The sequence below is a fragment of the Salinimonas iocasae genome, from assembly GCF_006228385.1.
Classification (GTDB): domain Bacteria; phylum Pseudomonadota; class Gammaproteobacteria; order Enterobacterales; family Alteromonadaceae; genus Alteromonas; species Alteromonas iocasae.
In genome coordinates, this window is sequence record NZ_CP039853.1 from 323773 (window position 1) to 348008 (window position 24236).

28 protein-coding genes are annotated in these 24236 nt (G+C 44.3%); 6 read left to right on the forward strand and 22 right to left on the reverse strand.

The genetic code is table 11. The features are described 5' to 3' along the window. Positions 1-301: 301 nt before the first annotated feature. The 7 genes from FBQ74_RS18745 to FBQ74_RS18775 form a co-directional block, all read right to left on the reverse strand. Entirely contained in the window at positions 302-1072 is a 771-nt protein-coding gene (locus tag FBQ74_RS18745; protein ID WP_139758246.1) for a PRTRC system ThiF family protein, read from the reverse strand. After that, positions 1072-1839 (reverse strand): PRTRC system protein B, encoded by a 768-nt coding sequence (locus FBQ74_RS18750; RefSeq protein WP_139758247.1) that lies wholly within the window; start codon positions 1837-1839, stop codon positions 1072-1074. Before FBQ74_RS18750 ends, FBQ74_RS18745 begins: the two co-directional genes overlap by 1 nt. Next, complete coding sequence (locus tag FBQ74_RS18755) at positions 1805-3184, reverse strand: hypothetical protein (protein ID WP_139758248.1); 1380 nt, start codon at positions 3182-3184, stop codon at positions 1805-1807. The genes FBQ74_RS18750 and FBQ74_RS18755 overlap by 35 nt, the downstream gene beginning before the upstream one ends. A gap of 117 nt (positions 3185-3301) precedes the next feature. Continuing rightward, the gene (locus FBQ74_RS18760) at positions 3302-3526 is read right to left on the reverse strand and encodes a hypothetical protein (RefSeq protein WP_139758249.1); all 225 of its coding nucleotides are present in this window, start codon (positions 3524-3526) and stop codon (positions 3302-3304) included. Between the two features lie 14 nt (positions 3527-3540). Continuing rightward, the gene (locus FBQ74_RS18765; protein WP_139758250.1) at positions 3541-3951 is read right to left on the reverse strand and encodes a PRTRC system protein E; all 411 of its coding nucleotides are present in this window, start codon (positions 3949-3951) and stop codon (positions 3541-3543) included. Between the two features lie 51 nt (positions 3952-4002). Next, positions 4003-5706, reverse strand: a complete 1704-nt coding sequence (locus FBQ74_RS18770) for a ParB/RepB/Spo0J family partition protein (protein ID WP_139758251.1) — start codon at positions 5704-5706, stop codon at positions 4003-4005. A gap of 412 nt (positions 5707-6118) precedes the next feature. Continuing rightward, positions 6119-6343: a hypothetical protein gene (locus FBQ74_RS18775; protein ID WP_139758252.1), complete on the reverse strand. Its 225-nt coding sequence runs from the start codon at positions 6341-6343 to the stop codon at positions 6119-6121. Between the two features lie 153 nt (positions 6344-6496). Between FBQ74_RS18775 and FBQ74_RS18780 the strand changes: the two genes are divergently transcribed. Beyond that, entirely contained in the window at positions 6497-7090 is a 594-nt protein-coding gene (locus FBQ74_RS18780) for a hypothetical protein (RefSeq protein ID WP_139758253.1), read from the forward strand. Positions 7091-7127: 37 nt separating this feature from the next. On the opposite strand, the gene FBQ74_RS18785 is transcribed toward FBQ74_RS18780, so the two are convergent. The 11 genes from FBQ74_RS18785 to cadR form a co-directional block, all read right to left on the reverse strand. Beyond that, positions 7128-7355, reverse strand: a complete 228-nt coding sequence (locus tag FBQ74_RS18785; protein ID WP_139758254.1) for a hypothetical protein — start codon at positions 7353-7355, stop codon at positions 7128-7130. Positions 7356-7387: 32 nt separating this feature from the next. Beyond that, entirely contained in the window at positions 7388-7651 is a 264-nt protein-coding gene (locus FBQ74_RS18790) for a hypothetical protein (protein ID WP_139758255.1), read from the reverse strand. After that, positions 7648-7986, reverse strand: coding sequence for a hypothetical protein (locus FBQ74_RS18795; RefSeq protein WP_139758256.1), 339 nt, complete (start codon positions 7984-7986; stop codon positions 7648-7650). The genes FBQ74_RS18790 and FBQ74_RS18795 overlap by 4 nt, the downstream gene beginning before the upstream one ends. Before the next feature lie 262 nt (positions 7987-8248). Beyond that, a complete protein-coding gene (locus tag FBQ74_RS18800; protein ID WP_139758257.1) occupies positions 8249-8683 on the reverse strand; it encodes a GIY-YIG nuclease family protein in 435 nt (144 codons plus the stop codon). Between the two features lie 174 nt (positions 8684-8857). After that, the gene (locus tag FBQ74_RS18805) at positions 8858-9427 is read right to left on the reverse strand and encodes a hypothetical protein (protein ID WP_139758258.1); all 570 of its coding nucleotides are present in this window, start codon (positions 9425-9427) and stop codon (positions 8858-8860) included. A 111-nt stretch (positions 9428-9538) separates the two neighbouring features. Then, on the reverse strand, positions 9539-9769 hold the full coding sequence (locus FBQ74_RS18810) for a hypothetical protein (RefSeq protein ID WP_139758259.1): 231 nt from the start codon (positions 9767-9769) through the stop codon (positions 9539-9541). A 103-nt stretch (positions 9770-9872) separates the two neighbouring features. Continuing rightward, positions 9873-10253, reverse strand: coding sequence for a DUF7659 family protein (locus tag FBQ74_RS18815; protein ID WP_139758260.1), 381 nt, complete (start codon positions 10251-10253; stop codon positions 9873-9875). 135 nt (positions 10254-10388) lie between these two features. Further along, positions 10389-10544: a hypothetical protein gene (locus FBQ74_RS19040; RefSeq protein WP_168190734.1), complete on the reverse strand. Its 156-nt coding sequence runs from the start codon at positions 10542-10544 to the stop codon at positions 10389-10391. Between the two features lie 190 nt (positions 10545-10734). Further along, on the reverse strand, positions 10735-11199 hold the full coding sequence (locus FBQ74_RS18820; RefSeq protein WP_139758261.1) for a hypothetical protein: 465 nt from the start codon (positions 11197-11199) through the stop codon (positions 10735-10737). Between the two features lie 76 nt (positions 11200-11275). Continuing rightward, complete coding sequence (locus FBQ74_RS18825) at positions 11276-12040, reverse strand: helix-turn-helix transcriptional regulator (protein WP_139758262.1); 765 nt, start codon at positions 12038-12040, stop codon at positions 11276-11278. A gap of 128 nt (positions 12041-12168) precedes the next feature. Then, positions 12169-12558, reverse strand: coding sequence for a Cd(II)/Pb(II)-responsive transcriptional regulator (gene cadR / locus FBQ74_RS18830; RefSeq protein WP_015065929.1), 390 nt, complete (start codon positions 12556-12558; stop codon positions 12169-12171). A gap of 79 nt (positions 12559-12637) precedes the next feature. Here cadR and FBQ74_RS18835 point away from each other — a divergent pair, with 79 nt between their 5' ends. The 5 genes from FBQ74_RS18835 to FBQ74_RS18860 all read left to right on the forward strand — a co-directional run bounded on the left by FBQ74_RS18835 (position 12638) and on the right by FBQ74_RS18860 (position 19779). Beyond that, complete coding sequence (locus FBQ74_RS18835; RefSeq protein WP_015065928.1) at positions 12638-13255, forward strand: cation transporter; 618 nt, start codon at positions 12638-12640, stop codon at positions 13253-13255. 454 nt (positions 13256-13709) lie between these two features. Beyond that, positions 13710-15044, forward strand: a complete 1335-nt coding sequence (locus FBQ74_RS18845) for a TolC family protein (RefSeq protein ID WP_029937684.1) — start codon at positions 13710-13712, stop codon at positions 15042-15044. Next, complete coding sequence (locus FBQ74_RS18850) at positions 15044-15979, forward strand: efflux RND transporter periplasmic adaptor subunit (RefSeq protein WP_139758263.1); 936 nt, start codon at positions 15044-15046, stop codon at positions 15977-15979. The genes FBQ74_RS18845 and FBQ74_RS18850 overlap by 1 nt, the downstream gene beginning before the upstream one ends. A gap of 60 nt (positions 15980-16039) precedes the next feature. After that, on the forward strand, positions 16040-19150 hold the full coding sequence (locus FBQ74_RS18855) for an efflux RND transporter permease subunit (protein WP_139758264.1): 3111 nt from the start codon (positions 16040-16042) through the stop codon (positions 19148-19150). Positions 19151-19275: 125 nt separating this feature from the next. After that, the gene (locus FBQ74_RS18860) at positions 19276-19779 is read left to right on the forward strand and encodes a methyltransferase family protein (RefSeq protein WP_232372040.1); all 504 of its coding nucleotides are present in this window, start codon (positions 19276-19278) and stop codon (positions 19777-19779) included. A gap of 1122 nt (positions 19780-20901) precedes the next feature. On the opposite strand, the gene FBQ74_RS18865 is transcribed toward FBQ74_RS18860, so the two are convergent. The 4 genes from FBQ74_RS18865 to FBQ74_RS18880 form a co-directional block, all read right to left on the reverse strand. Next, positions 20902-21936, reverse strand: coding sequence for an IS110 family RNA-guided transposase (locus FBQ74_RS18865; RefSeq protein ID WP_139758265.1), 1035 nt, complete (start codon positions 21934-21936; stop codon positions 20902-20904). A 157-nt stretch (positions 21937-22093) separates the two neighbouring features. After that, positions 22094-22558, reverse strand: coding sequence for a hypothetical protein (locus FBQ74_RS18870; protein WP_139758266.1), 465 nt, complete (start codon positions 22556-22558; stop codon positions 22094-22096). 399 nt (positions 22559-22957) lie between these two features. Next, positions 22958-23554, reverse strand: a complete 597-nt coding sequence (locus FBQ74_RS18875; RefSeq protein ID WP_139758267.1) for a DUF922 domain-containing protein — start codon at positions 23552-23554, stop codon at positions 22958-22960. A 139-nt stretch (positions 23555-23693) separates the two neighbouring features. After that, positions 23694-23960 carry a hypothetical protein gene (locus tag FBQ74_RS18880; RefSeq protein WP_139758268.1) on the reverse strand — a complete coding sequence of 89 codons (267 nt, stop codon included), beginning with the start codon at positions 23958-23960 and terminating at the stop codon, positions 23694-23696. Positions 23961-24236: the final 276 nt, after the last annotated feature.

Genomic DNA, 24236 nt, shown 5'->3' on the forward strand with positions numbered 1-24236 from the left:
GCTTTTGTCGCTTCTTACTGTAATAAGTTTGAAAACGAAGTTTAAAAATGCATCACTTGTTGGCTTTTATACCGTCGCTCTAAACTTGCTGACTCTTGTCGGGGGTTGGATTTATTTTTTATATAAAATAAAGTCACCTAATAAAGTTTAAACAAGGGAAGCTTATGCTTCCCTTGTTATACGAAATTTTTAGTTTTGAATTCTCGCCCCGGCAGCGATAGCGAATCGGGGCCCCTGGGGCTTGCAAGGTGACCACTTACAGGAAGTCGATCACCTTGTGGAAGTTCGATATTGAATTGGTTTAGGCGTCGTCTTTTTTGCCTGAGTAACCAAATGCGGCCCAAACATCTGGTATAGGATGGATAGGATTTAACTCACCCTGCTCAAGGTCAAAAAAGCCGCCCTGATAGTTTACCTTGCCATGCCTGAGCATCTGCCAGACAAGATTGGCCATGTAGAACGCTGTGGTATGGTTAACACCAAAATCCTGTCTACGGATGGATTCAGCGTGGCTGCATGACGGTGCCGATTCTTCGGGGCTATCAAGCAGCAGGTCGCCATACAGATCGTAAAGATTAGGCAAGCGGCTTTGTGACCTGCGACCCAAATGCCCCATAATGACCTGTCCGGTCTTTGCTCCATTACCACCATCTATCCAGAGTGTATCGCCCCCATAAAAATCCTGAGAGGCTTTACCTAAGCTGTGTCTTGCTTGGGCACTGTCTAAGCATGTCATTACAATGTCAGCCCGTCCGGACGGTTTCATATCATGAGCCACCGCGTGTGATTTCCAGTTGGTGCCAAAACCCATATTGATACGGTTAACAAGCACATCAGCCTTATTCATTCCAATGTCCATAGGCCAGAAATTTTGCCGACCTACATTGGTTTCGCTGACGGTATCGGGATCATATACATGCACCTGCAAGGGGCAGTCTTCGCCACCGACCATGCGTAGCAGATAGTTTATTTGTGCAAGGTAGCTAAGCAAGTAGCTGCCTGTGCCACCGGCACCGATGACAGTGATTCTCACGGTTTTATTAAAAAATGAAGTAGGAGTGATAAAGCTCATTAACGGATTCCTTGTGCGTGTTTGGTCAGCCATTCACCGAACGTACCGGCGAAGTGCATTTCCCCTGCTTTTACTTGGGCATCGGCCTTTTCTTTATCTTGCCAGAACTGCACATGTTGGCGATTATCGAGGTAGTAAGAACGAAAGCGGTTAGTTCTATAATTAGTGTGAGTAAAATAAGAATCGAATAAGGTGTCTTCCATTTCATTTAACGTTGTGAAATCTCTTTTTGCAGGAACCCTTGCGCCCCCCTGACATAATGAGCCGCCACTGATATTCATCAGCGGTGCATGATATAGCTTTGTCTGAGTGGATGGACGCTGATTGGTCGCTTTGGCATAAACGGTCAAAGCACTGAAATTACTCCCAGGATTAACAGCAAAAACCAGACTCGGCCACCAAACCTTTAACGGTGTTTGTTTGCCGACATTGAACCACATATCGCGCTTTTGTTTGGGGGTGTGCCATACCAGCAAGTTGGGGGTGTCCACCAGCACATTATCGGGTGCAATCAGTGACCTTAAATCAACCTTTGCAGGCTGATTAACGCTTTTGTTGGCTCTGCGAGAGATTGTGCGCCGGATATTGGCTATGTCGGTCAAGCGCCCTGCTTGCATCTGACCATTTTTTATATCATGGATAGTGGCATATTGGCTGGTGGAGTCTTGGTAATTGTCGTCGTGCCCGTATAAAACGATAGCCTTTTGAGGAACGGGCACCTCAGCCTGTGGTTTAAGATTCGGTTTGTGCGCCATAGGGTTTAGCATTGTACGACTCCATGATGGTTTCTAAATAGTTCATTAACCACCAGCCGATAAGGTAACGCTGTGCTTTTTCGACCCAATCTGAGTCAGTCCAGTCAGCTTCAAAGATGCACTGTTCGCAGGTTTCCATTTGATATTGAGCGTGTTCATTGATGAGTTGTTTCGTTCTGTAACAAGCATCGATTGAGGGCATTGAATATAGCAACCCTACGCCAAAATCTTCTATATCAGTTAGCGACTCAAGTGCGTCTCCCCCTTGCGGCAGGTGCTCTTGAATTACCGTGGCAACAGCGATTAGCTTGTCCACCACTACGGTATGCTGACAATGTGGCGAACTGCGCCAGTCCTGCAAATCCTGAAGAAACACTTCATCAATTTCGCCGCCGGTATAGTCAGTACCGGACTGAAGGACGATTTTCATTAGTGATTCGGACGCGCTTTCTCTGTAGGATTGCAAAAAATCACCTGTTTCGCCCTCAGTCTCATCAAAGTCTCCATCTGGAATATCCGTTAAGTCCATCATGTGCATATCAAACATCATTGATGTTAAATCACTTATCGCATCACCCATAATGTGCTTTAGCTGGCGAAACCACTGTGAAAATGAATCAAGCTTCCAAGCATCTTGCTTAGCATAAGTTTCAAGCTGTAAAGCCTGTTCAGTTGTCAAAGTAATATAATCGTCTGTCCAGTCATGACAGCCAAAGGCATGAGGTACGGGTGTGGTTTCACACTGACAGGCTATATGAAGTGCTATAGCTGCTAAGAACTTGCGTGTTTTGGGATCTAATTTTTCAGCGTATAACAAAAAACAAGAAACCGGCTCAGTTGTCTCGATTGAAACGCAACTGGTGGGGGCGGTTTCAGAAATTTCGCCATAAAAGCCGCTCTCATTTCTATCAAACAACCCAATGCTAACGTTATCGTATCTGAAAGCTGGTACTTCACCTGTCAATGTTTCAATGGCCTGTGGAACCATTGCAATACTGTCCAGCAATGCGTTTTGCACTTTTCTAAGGGATTGTCTTGCTGCTTCAAAAACATCGTTTTGCAATGCATCAAAATCGCTGTCTTTTTTTAGCGTATTTAGCAGAGCAATAGCTTCATCATGACTGGTGTGGGAAACCTCAAAGTAAGGCTTTAAGTAAGATTCAATCGCGTTGAGGTTCTCAAGCAGTGGGGAGCAACCTTCAACTGGTGCCAATACGTGCTGTGCGTCACTATCAAACGTTATTTGCTGCCCCACCAGCTCATAACCGAACGGCCTTACATCAGGCAGACTCGGTATGGTGAGGGGCTTTTCTGCGAAGTTGGTATCTGCTCTAGGGCGCTCAACGGTAACTGACATCGACGTTTTTCCTTTAGTTCCATTCGAATGAACTGATGCTCATGGAAAGCTGCGTTGTCACTTTCCAGCGCGGTTTGCCACGCTTGAAAGGCGGTGGCTGGCCCATTAGCATCAGATTTAGCCATTGCTGTTAGGTGGCAGCTTAGGCAGGTTGTAAACAATGCGGTCGTCCTCAACAACACCATCGTCCTCATAAATCTTACCGAACCGGAAAAACGAATAGTTTTTTCGAATGGCTTTGATGCTTTCTTCAAATGTTGCATTCGGACACTCGCAGTCAACTTCCAGAGAACCTAATTTGAAAACCCGTTTAAGCGGCGTGCTTTGAATAAATGCTGTCATGGTCTTTGCTCCTGTTAATCTAAATCTAAATCTGCAATGGATGATGCGGCTGGCGTGTCGGTAGGCTGTGCGTCCTCTCCAAGAGCCTCACTTACCGGATCAGTTGGTTCTTCTTGCTTGGCAGGGGCGCTGGCATTCGCCATGCTTTGCGTGGCCTGTGCGGTATTGGCTTTTAAAGTGGTGTCCACGTAGCTTTCAGAGAAGGTATTCAGATGATTGATGAAACCATCATCCAAATCGGCGGCGCTGGCAGTTAATTTCAATGGCTGAGTCAAAGCTGCGCGTAATTTCGGATCGGCGGCATCACCAATATTGTTTTCAGTCATTACCACGACATTCAGCTTGCCGTTACCACCATCTTGAACGCAGAGTGATAATTGTTTCAGATTGGCTTTATGAATCAGTTGTGACAGTTCAGTAAACATTACTATTCCTTTTTAAAGTTTGGCGGGGGGTGACTCCCCCGCCTGTATTCGTTACTGAGTAACGTGGGTCAGATACCAGCTTGGTGCAAATTCAGAGTAATCGTGGTCAAGTTCCACCAGCGTTTTAATCAAATCCGCTTTTTTGCCTTTAGTGGCTTTGGTGAAGGAACCTTCCTCTTTGGCGTTCATAGTGGCGGGAACATTGGCATCTTTAGCCACTTCAATAATTTGCTGTGTGGTGAAGATTTTCAGATTGGCTTCGTTAGGCTCCCATGCCTTAACCGCGACACTTTTAGCGTGTTCTGGCTCAGACTTGAGTAGTTCAATCATCAGATTTGTTGCATCAGAGCCGCTTAAATTATCCTTTTCAGTCATACCGTGACTGATAGCCGCAAGCATTTCCTCCTGCATGGTTTGCATATCAAGATTTTTGTATGCGTATTGGACAACTGAACCAAATCCACCTGTTAGGCTTTTTTCTTTACCGCTATAGCCAGTTGAGTCCACCAGCGCAGCAAGCATAAATGCGCTTTTAAGCAGATTGTTTTTTGCAAAGTGGCTTGCACTTGCTTGGCGTAACAATGCTTTATGATGTTCCTGGGCCATGTTGCCGATGGTGCCGGACTCAGACTTTTGGGCTGAGGATTTCGCTTGAGATTTTGCCATGCTCTTAGCTTTTGCAGGGTCGGTTTTTGCAACCTCCTGCACGTTAGCTGATGCCATAGCCGCGCTTTCTGCCTTTGATAAAGACTGCTGGCACTTGGCAAAGCATACTTTGTCGATACACTGGTTTTCGGTCAGTTCACCCTCTTTACCCGTTACGTCTGACATAACCACTATGCGTTTTTCACAGGGCGTACAACCGTCTTTATATTGTTGCTCCCCCACCACATCAGCATTGACCGTACTACGGTCTTTTTGGGCTGATTCAGACAGGTATAGCACCTTACCGAACCGTTCTTCCGCTTGCTTACGAATACCTGCAAGCCACTCAGCCGTTTTTTCCCGAAAGCAGGTGATTTTGGCGCACTTTGCTTCGGTGCTTACATCATCGAGCAAGCCCATCTGGTGAAAGGTGTTATGTGGACAACTATTACATTCACCCTTATCGAACTTAGCAATACTTAATGGTGTTTGCTTTGCGCCGATTTGTAGCTTTAACTCTTTTGCTGACCAGCCTTGTGCTAATACCACATCAATAAGTTTATCCTGACCTTGATGTGAAAATGGCGCTATTGCCATTGCATGACCAACAGTGATTTTTTCTCGACTGAGCGCATCTAGTACCTTGTCGGTACACTTCATTAATTCAAGACGCTCATTAACCTTCTTTAGCGGCCAGTTAAGCGCATCTGACACTGACTGGCGGTCCCCCCCGTACAGGCTATTAAATTCCTGTGCTGCACGACCTTCATCTACAATAGACAGGTCGCTGCGAATGGTGTTTTCCTGTAAATGGATTATGTAGGCTTCACGATCATCTACCTGCTTTACCAGCACTGGCACTTCTGATAATTCAAGTTCCAGCGCCAAATCACGGCGACCATAACCACCAAGCAGTTCAAGGTATCCTTTTTCGGTAGGATGGGGGCGCGTGATCAGGTTTTGTAAAACGCCGTGGCTACGGATGCTTTCTCGCATTTCGCTGCGAGACTTCTCTGGTCGGGAACTGCGCTTATTGCCCATGCTGAAATCCAGCAGCAAGCTTGGGTGAACTTTCTCAAGGGTTTTATCAGGTAGTGCAGCAAAATCCATGTTGGTACTCCGGTCTGTTCAAAGGATATGGGAGTAACGTGTCATGAATGCTCTAATCGGCAATTAACAAGGAATGGGCATTGTTTTACCTCTAAACCACTTTAAATATCGTTTTATCAGTCGTTCATTATCGCAAAGAGTTGGTTTATCTCGCGCCGGGGCTCCTATCCCACTGAAAAAAATCGTTACCTGGTTGGCTCGAGTGAATAAATATCTATTTTTCAGCGATACCGGCTCGGGGAAAACCTATCATTTATGCAGTCATGCATAGTTTAAGCGCTTTTTATTCATTTTCAGGGTGTGTGTGAAGCCGCGCTCCGAGAAGCGATAGCGCAACGGGGCAAGGCGGGAGCAGGCATAAAAAAGGCCAGCGAATAGCTGGCCAAGGGAGAATGCCCATGGGGGCTGAAAATTAATTACTGGCAAATCTTGTTAGGTTCAGTCGAGCATTACCGGCTGCGCAGAAGTTTCGGCTTCCTTGCTTTAGTAGTTGGTCAAAATGGGACTCAATCCACGCGTGACGCGCTTGCTCCGATGGGAAAGGCATATCACGTGTTGCATCAGCGGCTGCGTCCATGACAAAGCCCATGACGGTTTTAGAACCACGGGCATTTACTGTTGGAATATCTGTTCGCATGTTATCTCCTGTCCATGACTATTGGGTACAGGATTAACGTTGCATGACTGGGGAGGTTGGCAATTTAGGGAGAAACTACTAGCAGTCTCACTAATCCTTGAAGGGGCCGTTAGCAGCCTCCATCTAGTAACTAACTGATTATGAGGAAATAACGTGTCGCAAAAAGCACCAGATAAGACTGACTATATTGATGCAATCTCAATGCACGGCTCTAATGTTGTGATTGAAAACCCAGACCCTATAGCTCATTATGCTGAAGGTAAGTCAGGAGTAGATGGATACGGATTCAGCATTACTCTTTTTAGACGCCTTGCAGAGAAAAATGCTAGGTCGGCTAAACATAATGAAATGGTGGCCCTAACTACGAAGAAAAAGGGTTCTGATATCGAAAAAGCGGAAGTTAGAGTTGCACAGGATAGACAGGAGCATCTTAAAGATGAGCTTGTAGAGCTATTCATAAATAGATATCGCCTAACAAACATCACGGCAGATGAAATTGTTTCATTTGAAGGAGAAAAAAACGATCTTATTGATTTCGACCGCTCCGAGTACGACAAAATTGGGAAAGCTGAATCAGAACAAAAATTGACTGAGCAGGATATAGAAAAAAGGAAATACGACTACGCTCTATCTCTTGGAATTAAAGCGTTCTTAGTAGGCGGTGACAGTGGTGGCTCACTTAGAGTAATTGACGTTACCTGCCTCGAGTTCATAGATGCAGAATCCTATAAAATTCCCAAAGTTTAGTTGTGAAGTACAAGCCTGCCATGGCGGCAGGCTTTAGTTATACCTCAGATGAACCTATCCATTGGTCGCCCAGATAAGCGTCCCAACCAAATGGAGAATGCATGTCGTAGTCCACCAGCTCAAGAGCATCGTGCGTCCACATCCCGTCCGCTGGTGGCAATTCAGTTACTACCTCTCCTCCCAAATCTTTTATGATTAGGTTCAAGTTTTCATAGCCAACCAGTAGGTCAGGCTCTTTTTCGGTGACAGCTCGTGCGACAATCATTCTTTTCTCCGTATATGCTGCGGGTGGTTCGCCTAAAACTTCACCCGAAGCTTTTTGATTTTGGTCATTACCGAGTTCATGTGGTACTGCATCTGGCTAAGAGAGATAGGCTCGGGGTTCTCGATGACGTAGGCATAAAGCCGCGCCCCCGTATCCAACTGAAACTCTTCAATGGCGGAACCCATTAACGCCACCAGCATGGCTAACTCTGCACTGCGTAAAGCACCAGCCTGAATCATGCGTGCATCAGGGTTTATGCTGGTGGATTTACTGTAAAAGCCGTGCTGTAAGTTCATGCTGCGCTCCGCTTAACTGTCTGAGGAATAAATTTGCTTAGTCTGGCCACGCATTTTCCGAAGTCGCGGTTTCTGTCACCGATAATCTGCAAGTGCCAGGCTTTTTTCTTGCGGGCGTAGTTCTTATTAAAGTGCTGTAGAAGAGTGTCAGCGCCGCCATTTTGGTAAAAGCCCGGTGACGTTTTCCATTTTGGACGTCTGTTACCCACACTGCCGTAATTGTGGTTGTACTGAATGTAAAATACCGGAACTGGGATACAAAAGCCTCGCTCTACTGCCTGGGCAGCTGTAAGGGTCTTCCCGTTGAGGTTAATCGGACTGAATTCTTTTAGCATGGTATTTTCCTGTTCTCTGTTGAATTTGGATTCAACGTGTCAGGAATAGCCGGGGGCGCAAGATGTGCGGAAGAGAAGTTCTAAGTTAATAGAGTAAAAATTCTTTTTACAATAGAAAGCCTCGCCTGGAGGCTTTAAGGTTTTGCTTTTACTGATTGACGATCAAGATTTTTATCTCAGGAGCCCACACAAAAAGTGCTTCAAGGAGCTGTTTTTCTGTATTTAAGCCTTTGAAAAATCAACATGCTCTTGCAGCAAATTTCTATTCTAGAATGTTGTTATTTCTATCTAAAATAGCACACTTCTCTGCTCCAAAACCATTGTCCTTCAATACAAAATCTATATCGCTGATCAACTCAGAATCTCGGTCTTTGAAGTCAGTTATCACCCCTGTATATACGTCTAGATAATCATGGCGTTCTACACCTGATTGAAGTCGAAAATGCTCAGTTCCAGACTCGCTGCGAAAATTATCGAAAAATTTATGACAGACCGTTTCAGCAGCTTTATAATCATTCACGACCCAGGCTTGGATCAGCCTAAATGGTTCTGGTACTGCGGTGTTTAACCCTTTTATTCGGCGTTCTGGATGATTGCTAAACCCTATTTTTACCCAATTAGGGAGGCAAGGTGTTTCAATCAAATATACAAAACCAGACTTCTTATTAGGGTCATACTCTCTATATTCTCTATACATTACTTTATCCTTAAATAGCAAAGTATCCAACTTCAATATAAATATTGGTAAGATAGCACTAAACAAGAGTACAACGGCGGAGCGACCTATGAAATATGTAGTTGGAATTTCGCAAGATGTGAAACGTTGAATCAAAAAAAGGCCGCAATCGCGGCCCTTGTGAAATAGTGAGTTTTATACAGCTTGGTTAATCGGCAGGTTCCAACCAAGATCATCACTAAGCTCTTCAGTGCATCGCTCTATAAGGACTGGCAGGTCCGCCGCTTTGTATCCTTTCCAGCGCTGGTTGAATCTGCGCTCAGAATAGCTTTCGTGGGTGATGTATTTCACATTCATAGCTCTGAAGACATACCGCAAGTAGTCAACAATGTTAGAACAGTATCCCTCGCTATCATTTAACTTTTGAATCCGCTTATGAATGCGCTTCCCCGACTTGAGCGCTTCATCCAGCTTGAAACCTATTTTTGGTTGATTAAGGTCTAGTGCAATTTCATATCCATAATAGGAATCAATCACGCCTTTCTCTGCCACATCGCCGGGGCCAACCTGAGAGGTGATAAGTAAATCGCCTATCCCGCTGAGACATTTGGGTATTTCATCGCCCATACCGACAAACTCGGGTGTATCGTAATAATTTGCAGATTTAACAAGGGAGAACGATACGTGTATGTGGCCATAGTCGGACCATCTGTGATTAATAGTTGCAAGTCTGGCCATTACGCTTACTTTTTCGATCGGTTTCATAGAGCTTTTCCTGTTACTTGTTGATGTAGGTTCAACGTGCCAGGGATTGATGGTGGCGCAAAAACAGAGGAAATATTTGGTAAGAAAATAGCCTCACTGGGAGGCCTTGGTTTAGTGAATTGATACGCCTCTATTTGCTAAGTGCGTTGAAAGATATAAAGACATTGAGCCTTTATCTTCGGCCGTAACAGCAACGCTGTTTTGTACGCACCAGGGCACATTTGCCTCGTCCAGCTGCGAAGCCCAAAAACCAAAATCAGCGTCTGATTTTTCATGATAAACAGCATAACAATGCGCATAGAACCCTTGCAGGTAATCATATTGCTTACGTGTAATTTGCATCGTATTTTCCTCAAATGTTTCAGTGGGACTGAGAGGGTTGGGAATAGTCAATTGGCAAGCGTTGGCGCCGCAATCTTAAGGAGAACTTTACGGCGCTTACTAATCACCAATCAGCGTATTTCTGAGCGACTTTTCCGTAAATTTCAGCTACCTTTAAATGCGTAACACCGTATCCGGCCAAGGCATGAACAGCATTGCCAATATCACCTGTGTAGAAGCATTCGTGATTTACCAGCTGCTCTTCAATAATCTGGTCGATACCCTTCTCTGCTATTTCTTTCGCTCGTCCTTCCTCATGAATAACTTTGAGACGATCAGAGAACTCTTTGGCTTTCAACTTAGGCACACAGTCGCCAGCACCAAGAACTGTGCAGTATTCGACGCCTGGAGCCTTACGCTCCTCAAATTGCTCATTAGTAAAGGCAAAGAACACCCCCAGTTCGTTAAAAAGCTCCGTTTGCTTCTCTTGGATAAATGCAGTCATGGTTTTTCCCGTTAGTTGTTTCAGTTGGGATAAACGTGTCAGAAATTAGCGGGGCCGCAAGAAATAAAGAAGTCGCAGAGATAGGACCCTGCGGCTGTGTTAAGTGGCACCGGTCAAAAAGACCTGGTTATAGGATTATTTGTTCGTGGGCAGGTCAGTCACCATTTCACTTTTAAATTCGTAGGGCGTTGAAAACGCCGCCAAGCCTTCCCGCTCAAGCATGGATTCTCTAATCGAGCTATCAATTTCTCGCTTGGCCATCCAGTCCACTGTCCAAGAATCTACCTGCATGCCCTTGGTTCATCCACGACGGCAAATTCTCTAAAACCGGTATCTGTTGAGTCATTTAGAAATAGGAATTCTGCAAACCGGATACCGAAGTTCTGGTTTTGACTCGTAGATAAGGCATCAACTACTTCTGCCTTGTTTTGTGCATTTTTGATAACCCACTTTCTTTTATGGAACATCACCTGACTCCCTGTTATTGCGTTTTTGAAAAAAACTGTGATTCTGTGACGGACTGAACGTATTGTAGCTGCTTTTGCAGGTTGGCCAAACATTCGCGCTGCGCGCGCTTAAGTTCTTCCGATTTACCACCGGGTTTCGACGGACTGGGAGAGAAATATCCATCAATGAGATTTTTAGCATTCCCAATACTGAAGTGGGGCACTATCGCGGTCATTATTGGGATAAACGCGACCGTGAGAGCCAAAGAGCCTTCATTGACAATGGCATGCACTATATCTCGCCCGAAATCTCCCTGCGGTGTATTCCATGCTTTTTCATATGGTAACCATTTCTCAGCTGCAAAAGATACGACGATGGCGAATAAAAGCAGGGGTATAAGCCAAGCTGCAGATCCTGTGTTTTGGGAGATACTGGATGCAGCAAAGATAAAGCTTAAAAAAAATAATGGGCTGAACATCCATTGGACCAACGTTCTCATAGTATTTACACATTCGCGTTTTTATTGATGCGTATATTATTCCCTAGTCAAACTTAATTCGGCTTGTATCAAACGGCTAATTACTGTGAATTTTAATGGTGTGCGGTTTGAATAACGAGGAAGGTGCAAATCCAAACAGCTGTTTAAACGTTTTACTCATATGAGGTAAGTCAGAAAAACCCGAAGCATGGGCAGCCTCAGTCAATGTTGCTGACTTACTCAGTTGTTCTATTGCGGCGCGCACACGCCACCAGACAATAAAACGACTAATAGGTATACCCACTTCTTGCTTAAAAAGATGTGTTAGACGACTTGGGGACAAGAAAACCTTCGATGATAAAAACGCCATATCGATTGCACAACCTCTCTGCGAAGCAATAATGTCGATGACCGCTCGTACCCGTTTATCCTCAGGGCGCGATGAAAGCGCAGGACTATAGACTAGCCCTACCGCTTTATTTACTGTTTTCCACACTTTGTCGATATCGACGTCAGTAAATAGATGCTGAGAAATGGATCCCAATTCTTTGCTAGTAAGCGGCAGAGTATTAATTCCATCACTCCTGGCTTGACGTAAGGCTTTGAGAAATTGTTGGTTTTGCCTATCTTCAGGCTCTAAATAGATGACTACAATCTGATTGTCCTGTGCCAAAACCTTGTGAGGGACATCTTCGAAAATCACAATACATTGTCCGGTGTGAATACTTTGTGCCTTGAAATCTTGAACCGAGATGTCTTTGTCTAAACCAATGCAAATTTGGACAGCATGATGTGCATGAACATCATTATCAGGACTGATTCCGATGTAAATCGCTTTGTAGGGCCACAAATGAATATGCATGGCTGACTCAGTATCAAAAGTTCAGGCTATTGATTTTTGCCTTATAAATCTACACAAATGACGAATGTTAGCCGATAGATACAAGTTAAGGTGAGCGCGCACAGTGAAATTGTGTTCTTCTTACAATTTTAAGTGTGTAAATAATTTAAAATACCACAGTCCCTAATGGTTTTGTCTTGGTCACACGATGACGCCATATTTTCGAGTGATGACTTTAATGCGTTTAGCTCTTCAATGCGAATAATGACGTCTGATAAATGCTTAGCTATTAACGTATTGATATTTGAACAGCTCTGATCTGGCCTCGAACGACTGTCCATTAGCGTTTTTACTTCCATGATAGACATATCTAATGAACGACACTGTTTGATAAACAGGAGTTGTTCAATAGTCCCCTTGTCGTAGACACGATAATTTCCACTTGAGCGCTTAAGCTCAGGCAAGAGCCCCTTCTTTTCATAAAAACGAATGGTCTGAATACTACAACCTGTCGTCTTTGCGACATCACCAATTTTCATTTTTTTCTCCTAACCGTTGACTCTATACCAAGTATAGACTTTATACTCATACTATTCATCAGTAAAGAGTGTGTTTCTAATGAGCGGATGTGGGTGCGAAGTTGAAATAAAAGACCAGTCTCAACGACAGGTTTTGTATTGGCTTTTGGGAATAAACGCGACAATGTTTGTTATAGAAATGGGGATCGGGTTGCTTGCTGATTCAACCGCATTAATAGCCGATTCACTTGATATGCTCGCCGACGCAGTTGTCTATGGTGTTGCCCTTTATGCTATTGGTAAATCGCTATTGCACAAAGCCAATGCGGCTAGAATTAGCGGCTTTTTTCAGATGGCACTGGGTGTGTTGATTATCATTGATATTGTAAGACGGTCAATTTACGGTAGCGAACCTGTATCGGGACTAATGATGGCTATGGGGGCAGTTGCACTGGTTGCTAATGTCATTTGTCTTGTGATCATACGCAAACAAAGAAATGAAGAAGTGCATATGCGGGCAAGCTGGATATTTTCAGCCAACGATGTGATTGCCAACTTAGGTGTTATCTTTGCTGGCGTTTTGGTGTTTTGGCTCGATTCTCGATGGCCTGATCTGGTTATCGGTGTGATAGTTTCGTGCGTTGTGTTGCGCGGGGCAAAAATGATCCTCGAAGATGCTGGAAATGAAAGACAGCGAGCGCTTAATGCGCAAAGTTGATAAGAAAATGCCAATTTTTAATTGCACATCAAAACTGCGTAGGTTGGCATGGCTACTTATTACTTTGCTCATGTGTCAATCGGGCTTTTCGTTCGCCGCTCAATGCGATGACTACCCTGCGGAGGTATCGTCAGTCCCTGAACAATCAAAGTCGATAGGCACTTATGATGTTCCCGAAAAAAATGTAAATGCTGGTGATAATACGTCGAGTGAAGAGTCTAAGTGTTTCCATTGTGTGCTGTGTCAATGTGGACAGATTAAGTTTCTGGCACAACACCCAATAAATGACGTATCTAAACCGTTATATACCAATCAATACAGTTATTCCCGCAACGTCACTGACGGCCTAGTCGAAGGCCTTTTGCGCCCACCTCAACATTAATCCATTCCCTCCTATATGTTTGCATGGGTGCTTTCCATGTATGTCGTTATCTTATGAACAAAAGGTTCTTTTATGAGTTCTTCACGCCCATTGGGCATAAAAAAAGCTAGCTCAGCGTATCTGAAATTGATATCTGCTGCACTGGTAACCATGAGCATATCTGTTCAATCTGCCAATGCGCAAAAGTCTTCAATCACGCTTGAAAATGCGCTCAAACGCACATTATCAAACAACCCAGATTTAGTTGTGTTCGAATTTAAATCTTCGGCTTTGGATGGTGAATCAAAAATGGCCAGCTTACGACCTGAAATGTCTGTTGGGGTTGAAGTTGAAAATGTGTTGGGAACAGGCGAAGTGTCTGGTATCAAAGATGCCGAATTGACACTGACCTTATCGTCGGTCATCGAGCTTGGAGATAAAGTCAGCGGCCGAATGAATGTGGTGAGTTCAAAAAAAGCACAACTGCTTACACAACGGCGCATTCGTACGCTGGACATCTTGGGTGAAACAACTCGACGATATATCAATGTCATTGTCCAACAAGCGTTGCACAAGACTGAGCAACGAGCTGAAATGCTGGCTCGCACAATGCTTCAGACAGTCTCAACACGGGTTGAAGCGGGGGCTTCTTCACCACTTGAGAAAAAACGTGCAGAGTCAGCGTTGTCGCAGGCGCGTTTGTCGTTATTGATAAGTGAACAAAAACTCAATGAGTATAAACGCGACCTGGCCATCATGTGGGGTGACACTAACGCTGCGTTTGCGGAAGTTGAAGGGACACTGTTATCGTTTCCAAATTCACTATCACTTGAACATATGCTTTCACAGCTTCAAAGCAATCCACACGTTCTGCTTTATGCTGATAACTATCGGGTACAAGAGGCCAGATTGAGAGTGGTTCAGGCCAGTCAGCAGTTCGACATTGCGTGGGAAGCCGGTATCCGAAGAATGCAGGGAATTAATGACACAGCGTTAGTCGCCAGTATTTCGGTGCCGTTAAATACCAAGCAGCGGAATCTAGGAGAATACGAACAACAGCGCGCATTGCTTGACAGTATCGACTATCAAAAACAAGCGAAAATTCGTGAACTCACTCGCCAATTAAATCAAGTCATTAGCGCAAAAGACCAAGCCTTGCTCACTGTTACGACCCTTCAAGACAATGTCGTTCCCACATTGGAATCTGCATTGAAATTGGCGCGGGATGGCTATGAAAGTGGTCGCTACAACTATATAGAGTGGGTGACAACGCAACAGCAACTCATAGATATGCAACGAACACTGATAAAAGCCGCAGGCTTAGTCCACCTTCGAAGCGCAGATCTAGAGGCACTTACGGGAATTCCCGTGTTTTCTGACTCTCCCTCGACGTCTGCTCAATCATCAGAATTACTAGAGAAAAAATAATGAATACATCACAATTTACATTACTCACTAGCGCACGTGACTTGCTTGGCGTGTTAGCCATGCTACTTACTTTACTGTTTGCTACTGTCGCCCTGGCTGATGATGACGATGAGGAAGCCGAAGAAAGACCCGAGTACGTAGTGTTATCTCAAGAACGGATGCTTGAACACGATATCGTGACTGCTTCAGCCGCGTCAGGATCATTATCGCTCACAACCAGAACATTTGGGCGGATAGTTCATGATCCTGCGTCACTGAGTCATATTCGTGCCCGCTTCGACGGTGTTGTAAAACGTATCATGGTGAATATTGGAGATAAAGTAAAAAAAGGTGACACACTGGCAATCATTGAGTCAAACGAGAGTTTAAATCAATACTCAATCACCTCACCGATGTCTGGAAAAATCATAGCTAGACACGCCAATGATGGTGAGCTCACCAACGGTCAAGTGCTGCTTTCTGTTGCTAATTACTCTCGCGCAATTGCTCAATTGGCTATTTTCCCCAAACAACGTACTCATATTGCCGCTGATATGGAAGTCACTTTAAGGCTTGAGGAATTGCAGCAACAATCAAGTATAAGCCACATTACGTCCTCACCGGATGACAAACCCTATTCTATCGCGTTTGTGAACGTTGATAATGGCAGTGGTTATTGGCCTTTAGGCGCTATGGTAGAGGGTTATATTCAGATTGGTTTCCAAGAAGTCAATCTGGCACTCCCCAAAAGTTCAATACAAGAGTTAGATGGGCAAACCATTGTTTTTGTCAAAGAAGGGGAACGATTTTACCCCCGCCAAGTAAAACTTGGGAACACGGACAACCGTTTAGTAGAGATTGTGAAGGGCGTTCAAATAGGCCAGCAAGTCGTTGTAGAAAATAGCTATCTACTAAAAGCTGATTTATTAAAAATGGAGGCGGGCGATGATGACTAATTACCTGCGCATTTATTGTCAAAAGCAAAGCCAAGTCCATAAAAACGGTGAGGTGAGAGCATGATTGCACGAATACTCCGTCTGTCGATTGAGCGCCGTGGTGTCATGATGTTGTTCGCCTTGTTTGTCGCCTTTTTTGGTATGTACAGTTACAAACAACTGCCGATTGATGCTGTGCCTGATATCACCAACGTGCAAGTGCAGATAAATACCGCAACCCCAGGTTACTCGCCTTTGGAGACTGAGCAACGCATAACGTTTATAGTTGAAACCTCGCTGGCCGGTTTGCCTAATTTATCGTATACCCGCTCGATATCACGCTATGGCTTGTCGCAAGTCACAGTCGTGTTTAAAGAGGGCACCGATTTATATTTCGCACGAAATCTCGTCAACGAGCGTCTCACCGCCATCGCGGCGCAATTGCCAACAGGGTTAACCCCTGAAATGGGCCCTATCGCCACAGGCTTGGGTGAAATTTACATGTACTCGTTAAGTGCTGAGCCTCAGGCGCGACAGGACAACGGTCAACCCTATGATGCTATGGCATTAAGGGAGATCCATGATTGGGTAGTTAAGCCCCAATTGTCGCTTGTTGAGGGGGTAACCGAGGTTTATGCGGTAGGCGGATTTGAAAAGCAATATCATGTGAATCCTAATCCAGTCGCAATGATAAACTTTGGGATAAGTACAGGTGACCTTCTCAGTGCGCTAGAACGCAACAATGCGAATCAAGGCGCTGGTTTTGTAGAACAAAATGGGCAACAAGTACTGATCAGATCGGAAGCTCAACTGAAGGGCATCGACGATATCGGCCAAGTGGTTGTTAAGATCATTGATGGCGTACCGGTAAAAATTCAAGACATCGCCCAAATCAACCTCGGTAAAGAGCTGCGCTCTGGAGCCGGCACGTTAAATGGCCAAGAAACAGTGATTGGCACGACAATGATGTTAGTGGGAGAAAACTCTCGTACGGTCGCCAAAGCTGTGGACAGTAAGCTCGAAACCATTAAAACAAGCTTACCCGAGGGCGTTATCCTTGAAGCGGTTTACGATAGAACAAGCCTCGTTGACAAAACCATCGACACAGTACAGAAAAACCTCGTCGAGGGCGCTTTACTTGTCATCGTTGTGCTATTCGTTTTGCTTGGGAATGTGCGAGCTGCACTTATTACAGCCGCTGTAATACCCCTGGCAATGCTTGCCACGATATCGGGTATGGTCAAAACCGATGTGTCTGCTAACTTAATGAGTTTAGGCGCACTGGATTTTGGCTTGATTGTCGATGGCGCAGTTATCATTGTTGAAAACTGTATCAGGCGATTATCCGAATCCCAGAAGCAAAACGGCGCAACTCTACCGCTCAAAGAAAGACTGAATGTTGTATATGAAGCCACTAATGAAGTCATACGTCCCAGTTTGTTTGGTGTATTGATCATTACCATTGTTTATATCCCCTTGTTCACGCTCACTGGCGTCGAAGGTAAAATGTTCCACCCCATGGCAGCGACCGTGATAATGGCTTTGCTTGCCGCAATGGTATTTTGTTTTACCGTAGTGCCTGCGGCGATAGCAATTTTCATGAGAGGTAAAATTAGCGAAAAAGAAAGCCCAATTATTAAAGGTGCAAAGGCAGTCTATCGTCCTGTTTTAACCGGAGCGCTGCGTTTTAGATGGCTAGTGGTAGTAGCAGCGAGTGCTTTGGTTGTCGGCAGTTTATGGATGGGCAGTAAATTAGGCTCCGAGTTTATTCCCCAGCTCAATGAAGGTGATATCTTAGTACAGGCAATACGGATCCCTGGGACAGGGGTAGAACAAGCAGTTGAAATGCAAAAAACTCTTGAAGCGAAACTTATGCAGTATGAGCAAGTACAGACGGTATTCGGTCGCACGGGTACGGGTGAGGTCGCCACCGACCCTATGCCACCAAACATTACTGATACGTTTGTTATTTTAAAGCCTCGGGAGCAATGGCCCGATCCATCAATGACAAAAGCTGAGTTAGTGGAAACGTTTGAAGAGGACTTGTTTACTTTGCCCGGCAATAATTATGAATTTACGCAACCTATACAAATGCGTTTTAACGAATTGATTAGTGGCGTAAGGGCAGATTTGGGGATAAAGCTATTTGGGGATGACTTAGATACGCTCTTTGCATCTGCTTCTGACATTTTGACCGTTATTTCAACGATTGAAGGAGCTGATGACGCGAGGCTTGAGCAGGTAGAAGGCATTCCAATCTTCACCGTCACACCAAAGCCTGATCAATTGGCACGCTTTGGTTTGGATATAGCCGACTTGCAGTTATGGCTCAATGCTGCGACAGGTGGAGAAACCGCTGGAATGATTTTTGAAGGCGACAGACGCTTTGAGATTGTCGTGCGATATGGCGACGACATTCGAAATGAACTCACTCAGCTTGAGAGCGTTCCCATCGTCACGCCCTCTGGTGAGCATGTACCGATAAGCGAATTAGCCACACTGGCATTTAAAGAAGTACCTAGCCAAATAAGCCGGGAAAATGGCAAACGTAGTATTGTTGTCACAGCAAATGTGCGTGACAGAGATATTGGCACTTTTGTTGAAGAAGCTCAGGCGAGAATCAATGATGAAGTAGATTTACCTGCTGGTTATTGGCTCGACTATGGTGGAACCTTTGAGCAGCTCGAGAGTGCGAGTCAACGATTGACTATTGTGGTACCGGTTACGTTGTTTGTGATTTTGACAATGCTGGTAATTGCGTTTGGTTCTATACGCGATGCGTTGATTATCTTCACAGGTATCCCTTTGGCATTAACAGGCGGTGTAATGTCTCTTTGGTTAAGGGATATGCCTTTATCCATATCCGCGTCGGTAGGATTTATCGCGTTGTCTGGGATTGCCGTATTAAACGGATTGGTAATGCTGTCCTTCATCAAGCAACGTTTGCTAGAAACCGGAGAATTAGTGAATAGCATTGTTGAAGGGGCACTTATTCGCTTGCGTCCGGTATTAATGACAGCACTAGTGGCAAGCCTTGGATTTGTGCCCATGGCGCTCAATACGGGCATAGGTGCAGAGGTGCAACGGCCTTTGGCCACGGTGGTCATCGGCGGGATAATATCGTCAACCTTGCTAACACTGGTAGTGCTGCCTGTACTCTATCGACTCGTGCATAGTAAAGGGGATCAGTAGTGTTCTTGGGCATTTATTCGTAAATGCCCAAGTTTTACCTGAACGATTTTTAGGTACCTATTGACTCTTTATTAAGTATAGACTTTACAATCATATTCTTAACGTCATGTACGATAAGGATAGATATGGTTTCGCTTATTTTAATTAGTAGTTTTTTGGCGCTAGCCGCCCTCGGTAGAAGCTTTTTTCAATATAAGAGAAATGGTGATTTTGGTATAAGAGCAGCATCTATAAACGCACCATTAATAGAAATTGTACCAGGGGCTATATTCGTGGTTACGTTTTGCTTTGCATTTGGTCTAGTTCTTTTTGGTTACTTAGGACGTGCGCCCCTACTATTTGTTCCTTCAATTCCATTTCAGCTTCTCGGCTCCTTGATTGGCGCCTGCGGAATTGCTGTAACTTTGTTGTCTCAAATTCAAATGGGAGATTCATGGCGTATTGGCGTTGACCAGCAAGAAACGACTGCACTTATTACCCACGGGATTTACGCAAAGTCTCGCAACCCCATTTACTTTGGTATTTTTCTATTTTGGGCAGGGGTGTGTATAACGTTCCCACATTTGCTGCTTTGGGCATGTGCTTTTGTATGTTGGATTTGCATTGAAGTGATTGTTCGACAAATTTAAGAGCCTTATTTGAAGAAAGTGCATGGCGATGATTTTCTAAAATATAAGTCTGACACTAACCGATACATACCTAAGCTTTCACGCTTTAAGTTTTGACGCTTAAATAAGTAATGGCGCAGGCTGCTTTATATGCATAAACTAACGAACGGTATCTTTTAACGTCCATTTTTATGAACTGTCGTTATTCTTAAATAAAGTGAGCCGACTGATTATGTTTGCAAGCCCGTTCTCGATTAGCGTGAGTTCATTGTCAATTAAAGTGAGTCAGGCACCGGTCATATTCTCACTTAATGTGAGTCCAAAATGTACGATGTAATCAAGTCAGAGGGATTATGTTCGCGAGCCACTACACATAGCTACTCCTGAGCTTATTAGATGTAGTAGCAATGTGACTTGATAATGCTGGTGGACAAATCCGCGAGAACTTTGCCAAATACGGAGGGTTAGAAAAGGCCTCCGGAGAGACCTGTCAGTTTTGTAATTGATTAACGGGACCTGATGCTGGTGGTTCCAGACAGAGTTTCTAAAGCTTCTCTTTTGACCCATTGTTCTGGTAACGAATGCCATATTTTACAATCTGATTCACCATCAGATTGCCTTTTACTCCACTCCTTTAACTGACCAGATTTGTAATCTCTCAAATCCTTGATTGTGTACGTGTTTAATTTGCGCTCCCAATCACTAAGGTATGTGTTGAGTTTAGAAGTACACAGGTCGCTGGCAGACGCCATCGGAGTTAACACAGCCCAGGTGAGTAATATAGAAAGCTTCATTCGCATAAATGCTCCGTATTTAATTGTGCCGGGGAACCGCCCCCGGCTACTAGCACCATAGCGAAGAAAAAAGACGCCACTGAAATCGCAAGGCATTATTTGGGGGTGTGTAATTTAACAGGCCAAATTTCACACAAAAATGTATGGTCCGCCTCGTTATTGCAATGATTAATTTCGATAACGGGGCTGGTTATGCGCTAATGTATTCGGAGTCTGATTAGGCGCTTTCGCAACCCGCTCCACGATGAGATCCGCGCTGGATTATCCTCAAAAAACCGAAAGCTTCTGTGAGCTGTTTTTTGTGTCAGGTTTTAATCCAGTGGTTCTACCGTTTTCGTCATCTCTTTTATCATTGCAAACCCGGTGCTAACGCTTTGTCGCTAAATGCTTGTTTTGTTTTCATGACTGCCCATGCTATGCGAGCTAACTTGTTGGCCAATGCGACTGTAGCGACATTGAACGGCTTGGTTGCTCGCAGATTCATTAGCCACTCTTCGTAGATTTTTCCCGTCTTCTCAGGCCTCGACATTACCGCCCTGGCCGCATGGATAAACAAGGTTCGAAGCTCCTTGTTACCTCGCTTACTTATGCCCAGTAATTTGGGCTTACCGCCTGTTGAATATTGCGCAGGCACTAGACCTAACCATGCCGCCATGTTTCTGCCATTCTTAAAGTCTGTTGCACTGCTAATGTTGGCAACACAAAGGCTGGCCGTCATATCGCCAATGCCCGGGATCGTCTTCAGCAACTGAGCAACCGGATCACCCTCCACCAATTGCTTAAGCTTTTTATCTTGTTTCTCAATGTTTGCGTTGAGAAGCAGGTAATGCTCGTGCAACTCCACGAGCTCTTGCATTAATAACGGCGGAAGGGGCTGCCGCTGCTGCGCCAGCCAGCTAAATAGTTGTTTCATCACACTATGACCTGTTGGAAGGGCAACGCCAAACTCCAGTAGCAAAGCACCGATGCGAGACATGCAGGCTGTTCGGTCTTTGATATATCCGTGCCTGGCTTTATGAATAGCAGAGATGATTTGTGCCTGCTCTGACTTTACGCTGACGAAGCGCATGTTCGGCCTTGTTGATGCTTCGCATATCGCATCCGCATCAATGAAATCGTTCTTATTACTTTTAACAAACGGCTTTACGTATTGTGGAGGGATAAGCTTGACCTTATGGCCCATCGACTCGCATTGTCTGCCAAGCCAGTGTGCGCCGCCACATGCTTCAAACGCAATTGTGCATGGAGATAACTGATGAAGATAGTGAATTAATGCAGAACGAGAAAACTTCTTACGGATTACCTGATTATCAGAGTAATCACGGCCTATGACGTGAAACGATGATTTGCCTAAATCAATACCAAGGACCTTAATAGAAGACATGATGGTTCGCCTCTTTGTTTGCCTAACTCTAAGCGTAGAAGCTCAGAGGTGAGGCGGACCATCTAATTAAACCGCTCTACTGAGCGGCTGAATGTTTTGGGTAAGCTATACCTCAAATGTCTGAAGCTTTTGATACAGAGTTGCATCTGCGTCAAATTCAATCATTCGATAACCAGCGCTCAGATAAGCGCTTAAAATCGAATTTAGATTTAGTGACATAGACCATAGACGCATGAGTGTTTGCATCAGGACTCTCATATAGCTTTACGAACCATCCAGTATCAAGTTTTAGGACCATGTTACACTCGGGATCAGATGCTAAGTCATCCAAGACAACAGTATCAGCACCACTCAGGTGATAATTACTGATCCCAATAGTCCTATAGCTGTCTTCAGAATGTTCAAGCTCACTCAGTAGCAGAGAGTCCTCAAAATTTTGACTATTGATTACTTCCATAGCTTTTTGCTTCATCATTTCCAAATCCCCGCCAAAGGCATTGAACTCTTGTCGAGAAATATTGATCAGTCGCGGTTGAGAGCTTCCATTTATACAGGGGGTGAGATTTATGCTCCCATCAGCACAATTTAGCCAACCAATTGAGCGAATATCACTTAATTTCATAGTCTCTACCCTATTTGCCTAATGTCTGTTGTGAGATTGCTGCTGCTGAACGCACATGGGCATGCTCATCATGTAAGAGATACTGCTTTGTACTATCGTCACACTGGTTATAAAGTGATTGCGCCACTGTGAAACGGCCAATTCTATCGAGTGAATTCACGTCTTGAAGGCATATAACATCTGATTTAGCGAGCTTAGAGATGAGTTTTTCTCTCAGCTTAGTGATACGAAACCTTGTCTTTGTGTTTGCTGCTCTGAAGCTGTTTGTTGAAAGCTCTCTTAAAGTAATCATCTCAAACCTTTTGTTTATGTTGAAAAAGGTAATGTGATTGGTCAGTGTTAAATTTCAAATCTGAGGGAAAGTGACCATAGCGACGATAACTTTGAGGTTTAACGGCCCTAACTACTGGTAGATTGCTTCTTATCAATAGCTTCATCAGTCTCTATATGACCATGGATTACTACTTTCATAGCCTTTGAAAAGGCTGCTCTGAAACCATTACATGGAGCTTCAAAACTGTTTGCTTCTTGCGTAATTTCCAAAAACGCTTGTTGGTGGTTGGCGTAGTGAAGGTTTTCATGGCTCAAAAGGTTTTTTAAGCTCTTAGCCCAGACCGCTAATTCATCCTTTGTCAGTTTAGCATTAACTAAACGGGGCAGAGTGATCACAGTATGCGCCTTTAGTTCGACCTGGCTCGGGGTACAAATGCCATTTTTTTCAGCCGGTGCTTGTAGATGTTTCCACTTGTAAGAGGTTGATGTCAGCGCATCAGTGGTCATTTCGTGCTCTCTGGCCGTGCGAGATACAACACTTTTTATCGAATCTAATCCAGATACACCAGTTACTGAATAATATGCATATTCGAAGCTATGGGAGCCTTGTAACTGGGACTGTCCTGATACATTAAAGACAGTAAAATATATAGCGCATGCACATAAGAGCTTTTTTGATACGTTAAATGGAGAATGACTGCTGGTGGTTTTGAAGTTAATCATGTTGATTACTGCGAAAGTTCTTGATAAGCAAAGTGTGTCAGAGAAATAGCTTCCCACAACTTGCGTGGAACCCTACCCTACTGGCAACAGTTTCGCCAATTTAACATTGCAACTTTTACCCACCAGCAATCCAGGACGGTTATCTCAAAATAGTATTGAACCGGTCATTATCAGAAACACAGAATGCAGCTATCAAATCTCTGCGCCCGCTAGAACCCAGGGACTGACCTGATTCTGTCCTAAAGCCTGGCTTCAAATAATCTTGAATCTCATTGAATTGCACATTCAAAATATTCGCATAGTAACCAAAGGGCCTGTCCACTACTTGTTGAGCACGGTTAATCCCCCCTTTAACATCGACTCTAAATTCTTCATCAAACATCTCAAGATCATCTTGTTCAGTCATCTCGTATCCTTAAATTTTTATATCATTACTAAATAGGTTCGCTTTAGGGGGAATTTGTTGTGATTGCTATTAATGGATCAGACATCTGTTAGTAGACTGAATTGTTCCCACATTAGAACGAAGCCCTCTTCAGCATATGTATTGAGCTCTTTCGTTATAAAGTCTGCTTCTGCCTGGAAAGCACCAGCGTGAGAATTCCCTAGAAGAATGTCTAAGTGGCTTTTGCCATCAACAATTCGTAAGCAAGCATCAGTCTTTCCAGGATGAACATAGTGG

Coding starts and splice junctions, on each gene's coding strand:
- FBQ74_RS18745 (WP_139758246.1), bottom strand. CDS start 1,072: ATGAGCTTTATCACTCCTACTTCATTTTTTAATAAAACCGTGAGAATC.
- FBQ74_RS18750 (WP_139758247.1), bottom strand. CDS start 1,839: ATGCTAAACCCTATGGCGCACAAACCGAATCTTAAACCACAGGCTGAG.
- FBQ74_RS18755 (WP_139758248.1), bottom strand. CDS start 3,184: ATGTCAGTTACCGTTGAGCGCCCTAGAGCAGATACCAACTTCGCAGAA.
- FBQ74_RS18760 (WP_139758249.1), bottom strand. CDS start 3,526: ATGACAGCATTTATTCAAAGCACGCCGCTTAAACGGGTTTTCAAATTA.
- FBQ74_RS18765 (WP_139758250.1), bottom strand. CDS start 3,951: ATGTTTACTGAACTGTCACAACTGATTCATAAAGCCAATCTGAAACAA.
- FBQ74_RS18770 (WP_139758251.1), bottom strand. CDS start 5,706: ATGGATTTTGCTGCACTACCTGATAAAACCCTTGAGAAAGTTCACCCA.
- FBQ74_RS18775 (WP_139758252.1), bottom strand. CDS start 6,343: ATGCGAACAGATATTCCAACAGTAAATGCCCGTGGTTCTAAAACCGTC.
- FBQ74_RS18785 (WP_139758254.1), bottom strand. CDS start 7,355: ATGATTGTCGCACGAGCTGTCACCGAAAAAGAGCCTGACCTACTGGTT.
- FBQ74_RS18790 (WP_139758255.1), bottom strand. CDS start 7,651: ATGAACTTACAGCACGGCTTTTACAGTAAATCCACCAGCATAAACCCT.
- FBQ74_RS18795 (WP_139758256.1), bottom strand. CDS start 7,986: ATGCTAAAAGAATTCAGTCCGATTAACCTCAACGGGAAGACCCTTACA.
- FBQ74_RS18800 (WP_139758257.1), bottom strand. CDS start 8,683: ATGTATAGAGAATATAGAGAGTATGACCCTAATAAGAAGTCTGGTTTT.
- FBQ74_RS18805 (WP_139758258.1), bottom strand. CDS start 9,427: ATGAAACCGATCGAAAAAGTAAGCGTAATGGCCAGACTTGCAACTATT.
- FBQ74_RS18810 (WP_139758259.1), bottom strand. CDS start 9,769: ATGCAAATTACACGTAAGCAATATGATTACCTGCAAGGGTTCTATGCG.
- FBQ74_RS18815 (WP_139758260.1), bottom strand. CDS start 10,253: ATGACTGCATTTATCCAAGAGAAGCAAACGGAGCTTTTTAACGAACTG.
- FBQ74_RS19040 (WP_168190734.1), bottom strand. CDS start 10,544: ATGCAGGTAGATTCTTGGACAGTGGACTGGATGGCCAAGCGAGAAATT.
- FBQ74_RS18820 (WP_139758261.1), bottom strand. CDS start 11,199: ATGAGAACGTTGGTCCAATGGATGTTCAGCCCATTATTTTTTTTAAGC.
- FBQ74_RS18825 (WP_139758262.1), bottom strand. CDS start 12,040: ATGCATATTCATTTGTGGCCCTACAAAGCGATTTACATCGGAATCAGT.
- cadR (WP_015065929.1), bottom strand. CDS start 12,558: ATGAAAATTGGTGATGTCGCAAAGACGACAGGTTGTAGTATTCAGACC.
- FBQ74_RS18835 (WP_015065928.1), top strand. CDS start 12,638: ATGAGCGGATGTGGGTGCGAAGTTGAAATAAAAGACCAGTCTCAACGA.
- FBQ74_RS18845 (WP_029937684.1), top strand. CDS start 13,710: ATGAGTTCTTCACGCCCATTGGGCATAAAAAAAGCTAGCTCAGCGTAT.
- FBQ74_RS18850 (WP_139758263.1), top strand. CDS start 15,044: ATGAATACATCACAATTTACATTACTCACTAGCGCACGTGACTTGCTT.
- FBQ74_RS18855 (WP_139758264.1), top strand. CDS start 16,040: ATGATTGCACGAATACTCCGTCTGTCGATTGAGCGCCGTGGTGTCATG.
- FBQ74_RS18860 (WP_232372040.1), top strand. CDS start 19,276: ATGGTTTCGCTTATTTTAATTAGTAGTTTTTTGGCGCTAGCCGCCCTC.
- FBQ74_RS18865 (WP_139758265.1), bottom strand. CDS start 21,936: ATGTCTTCTATTAAGGTCCTTGGTATTGATTTAGGCAAATCATCGTTT.
- FBQ74_RS18870 (WP_139758266.1), bottom strand. CDS start 22,558: ATGAAATTAAGTGATATTCGCTCAATTGGTTGGCTAAATTGTGCTGAT.
- FBQ74_RS18875 (WP_139758267.1), bottom strand. CDS start 23,554: ATGATTAACTTCAAAACCACCAGCAGTCATTCTCCATTTAACGTATCA.
- FBQ74_RS18880 (WP_139758268.1), bottom strand. CDS start 23,960: ATGACTGAACAAGATGATCTTGAGATGTTTGATGAAGAATTTAGAGTC.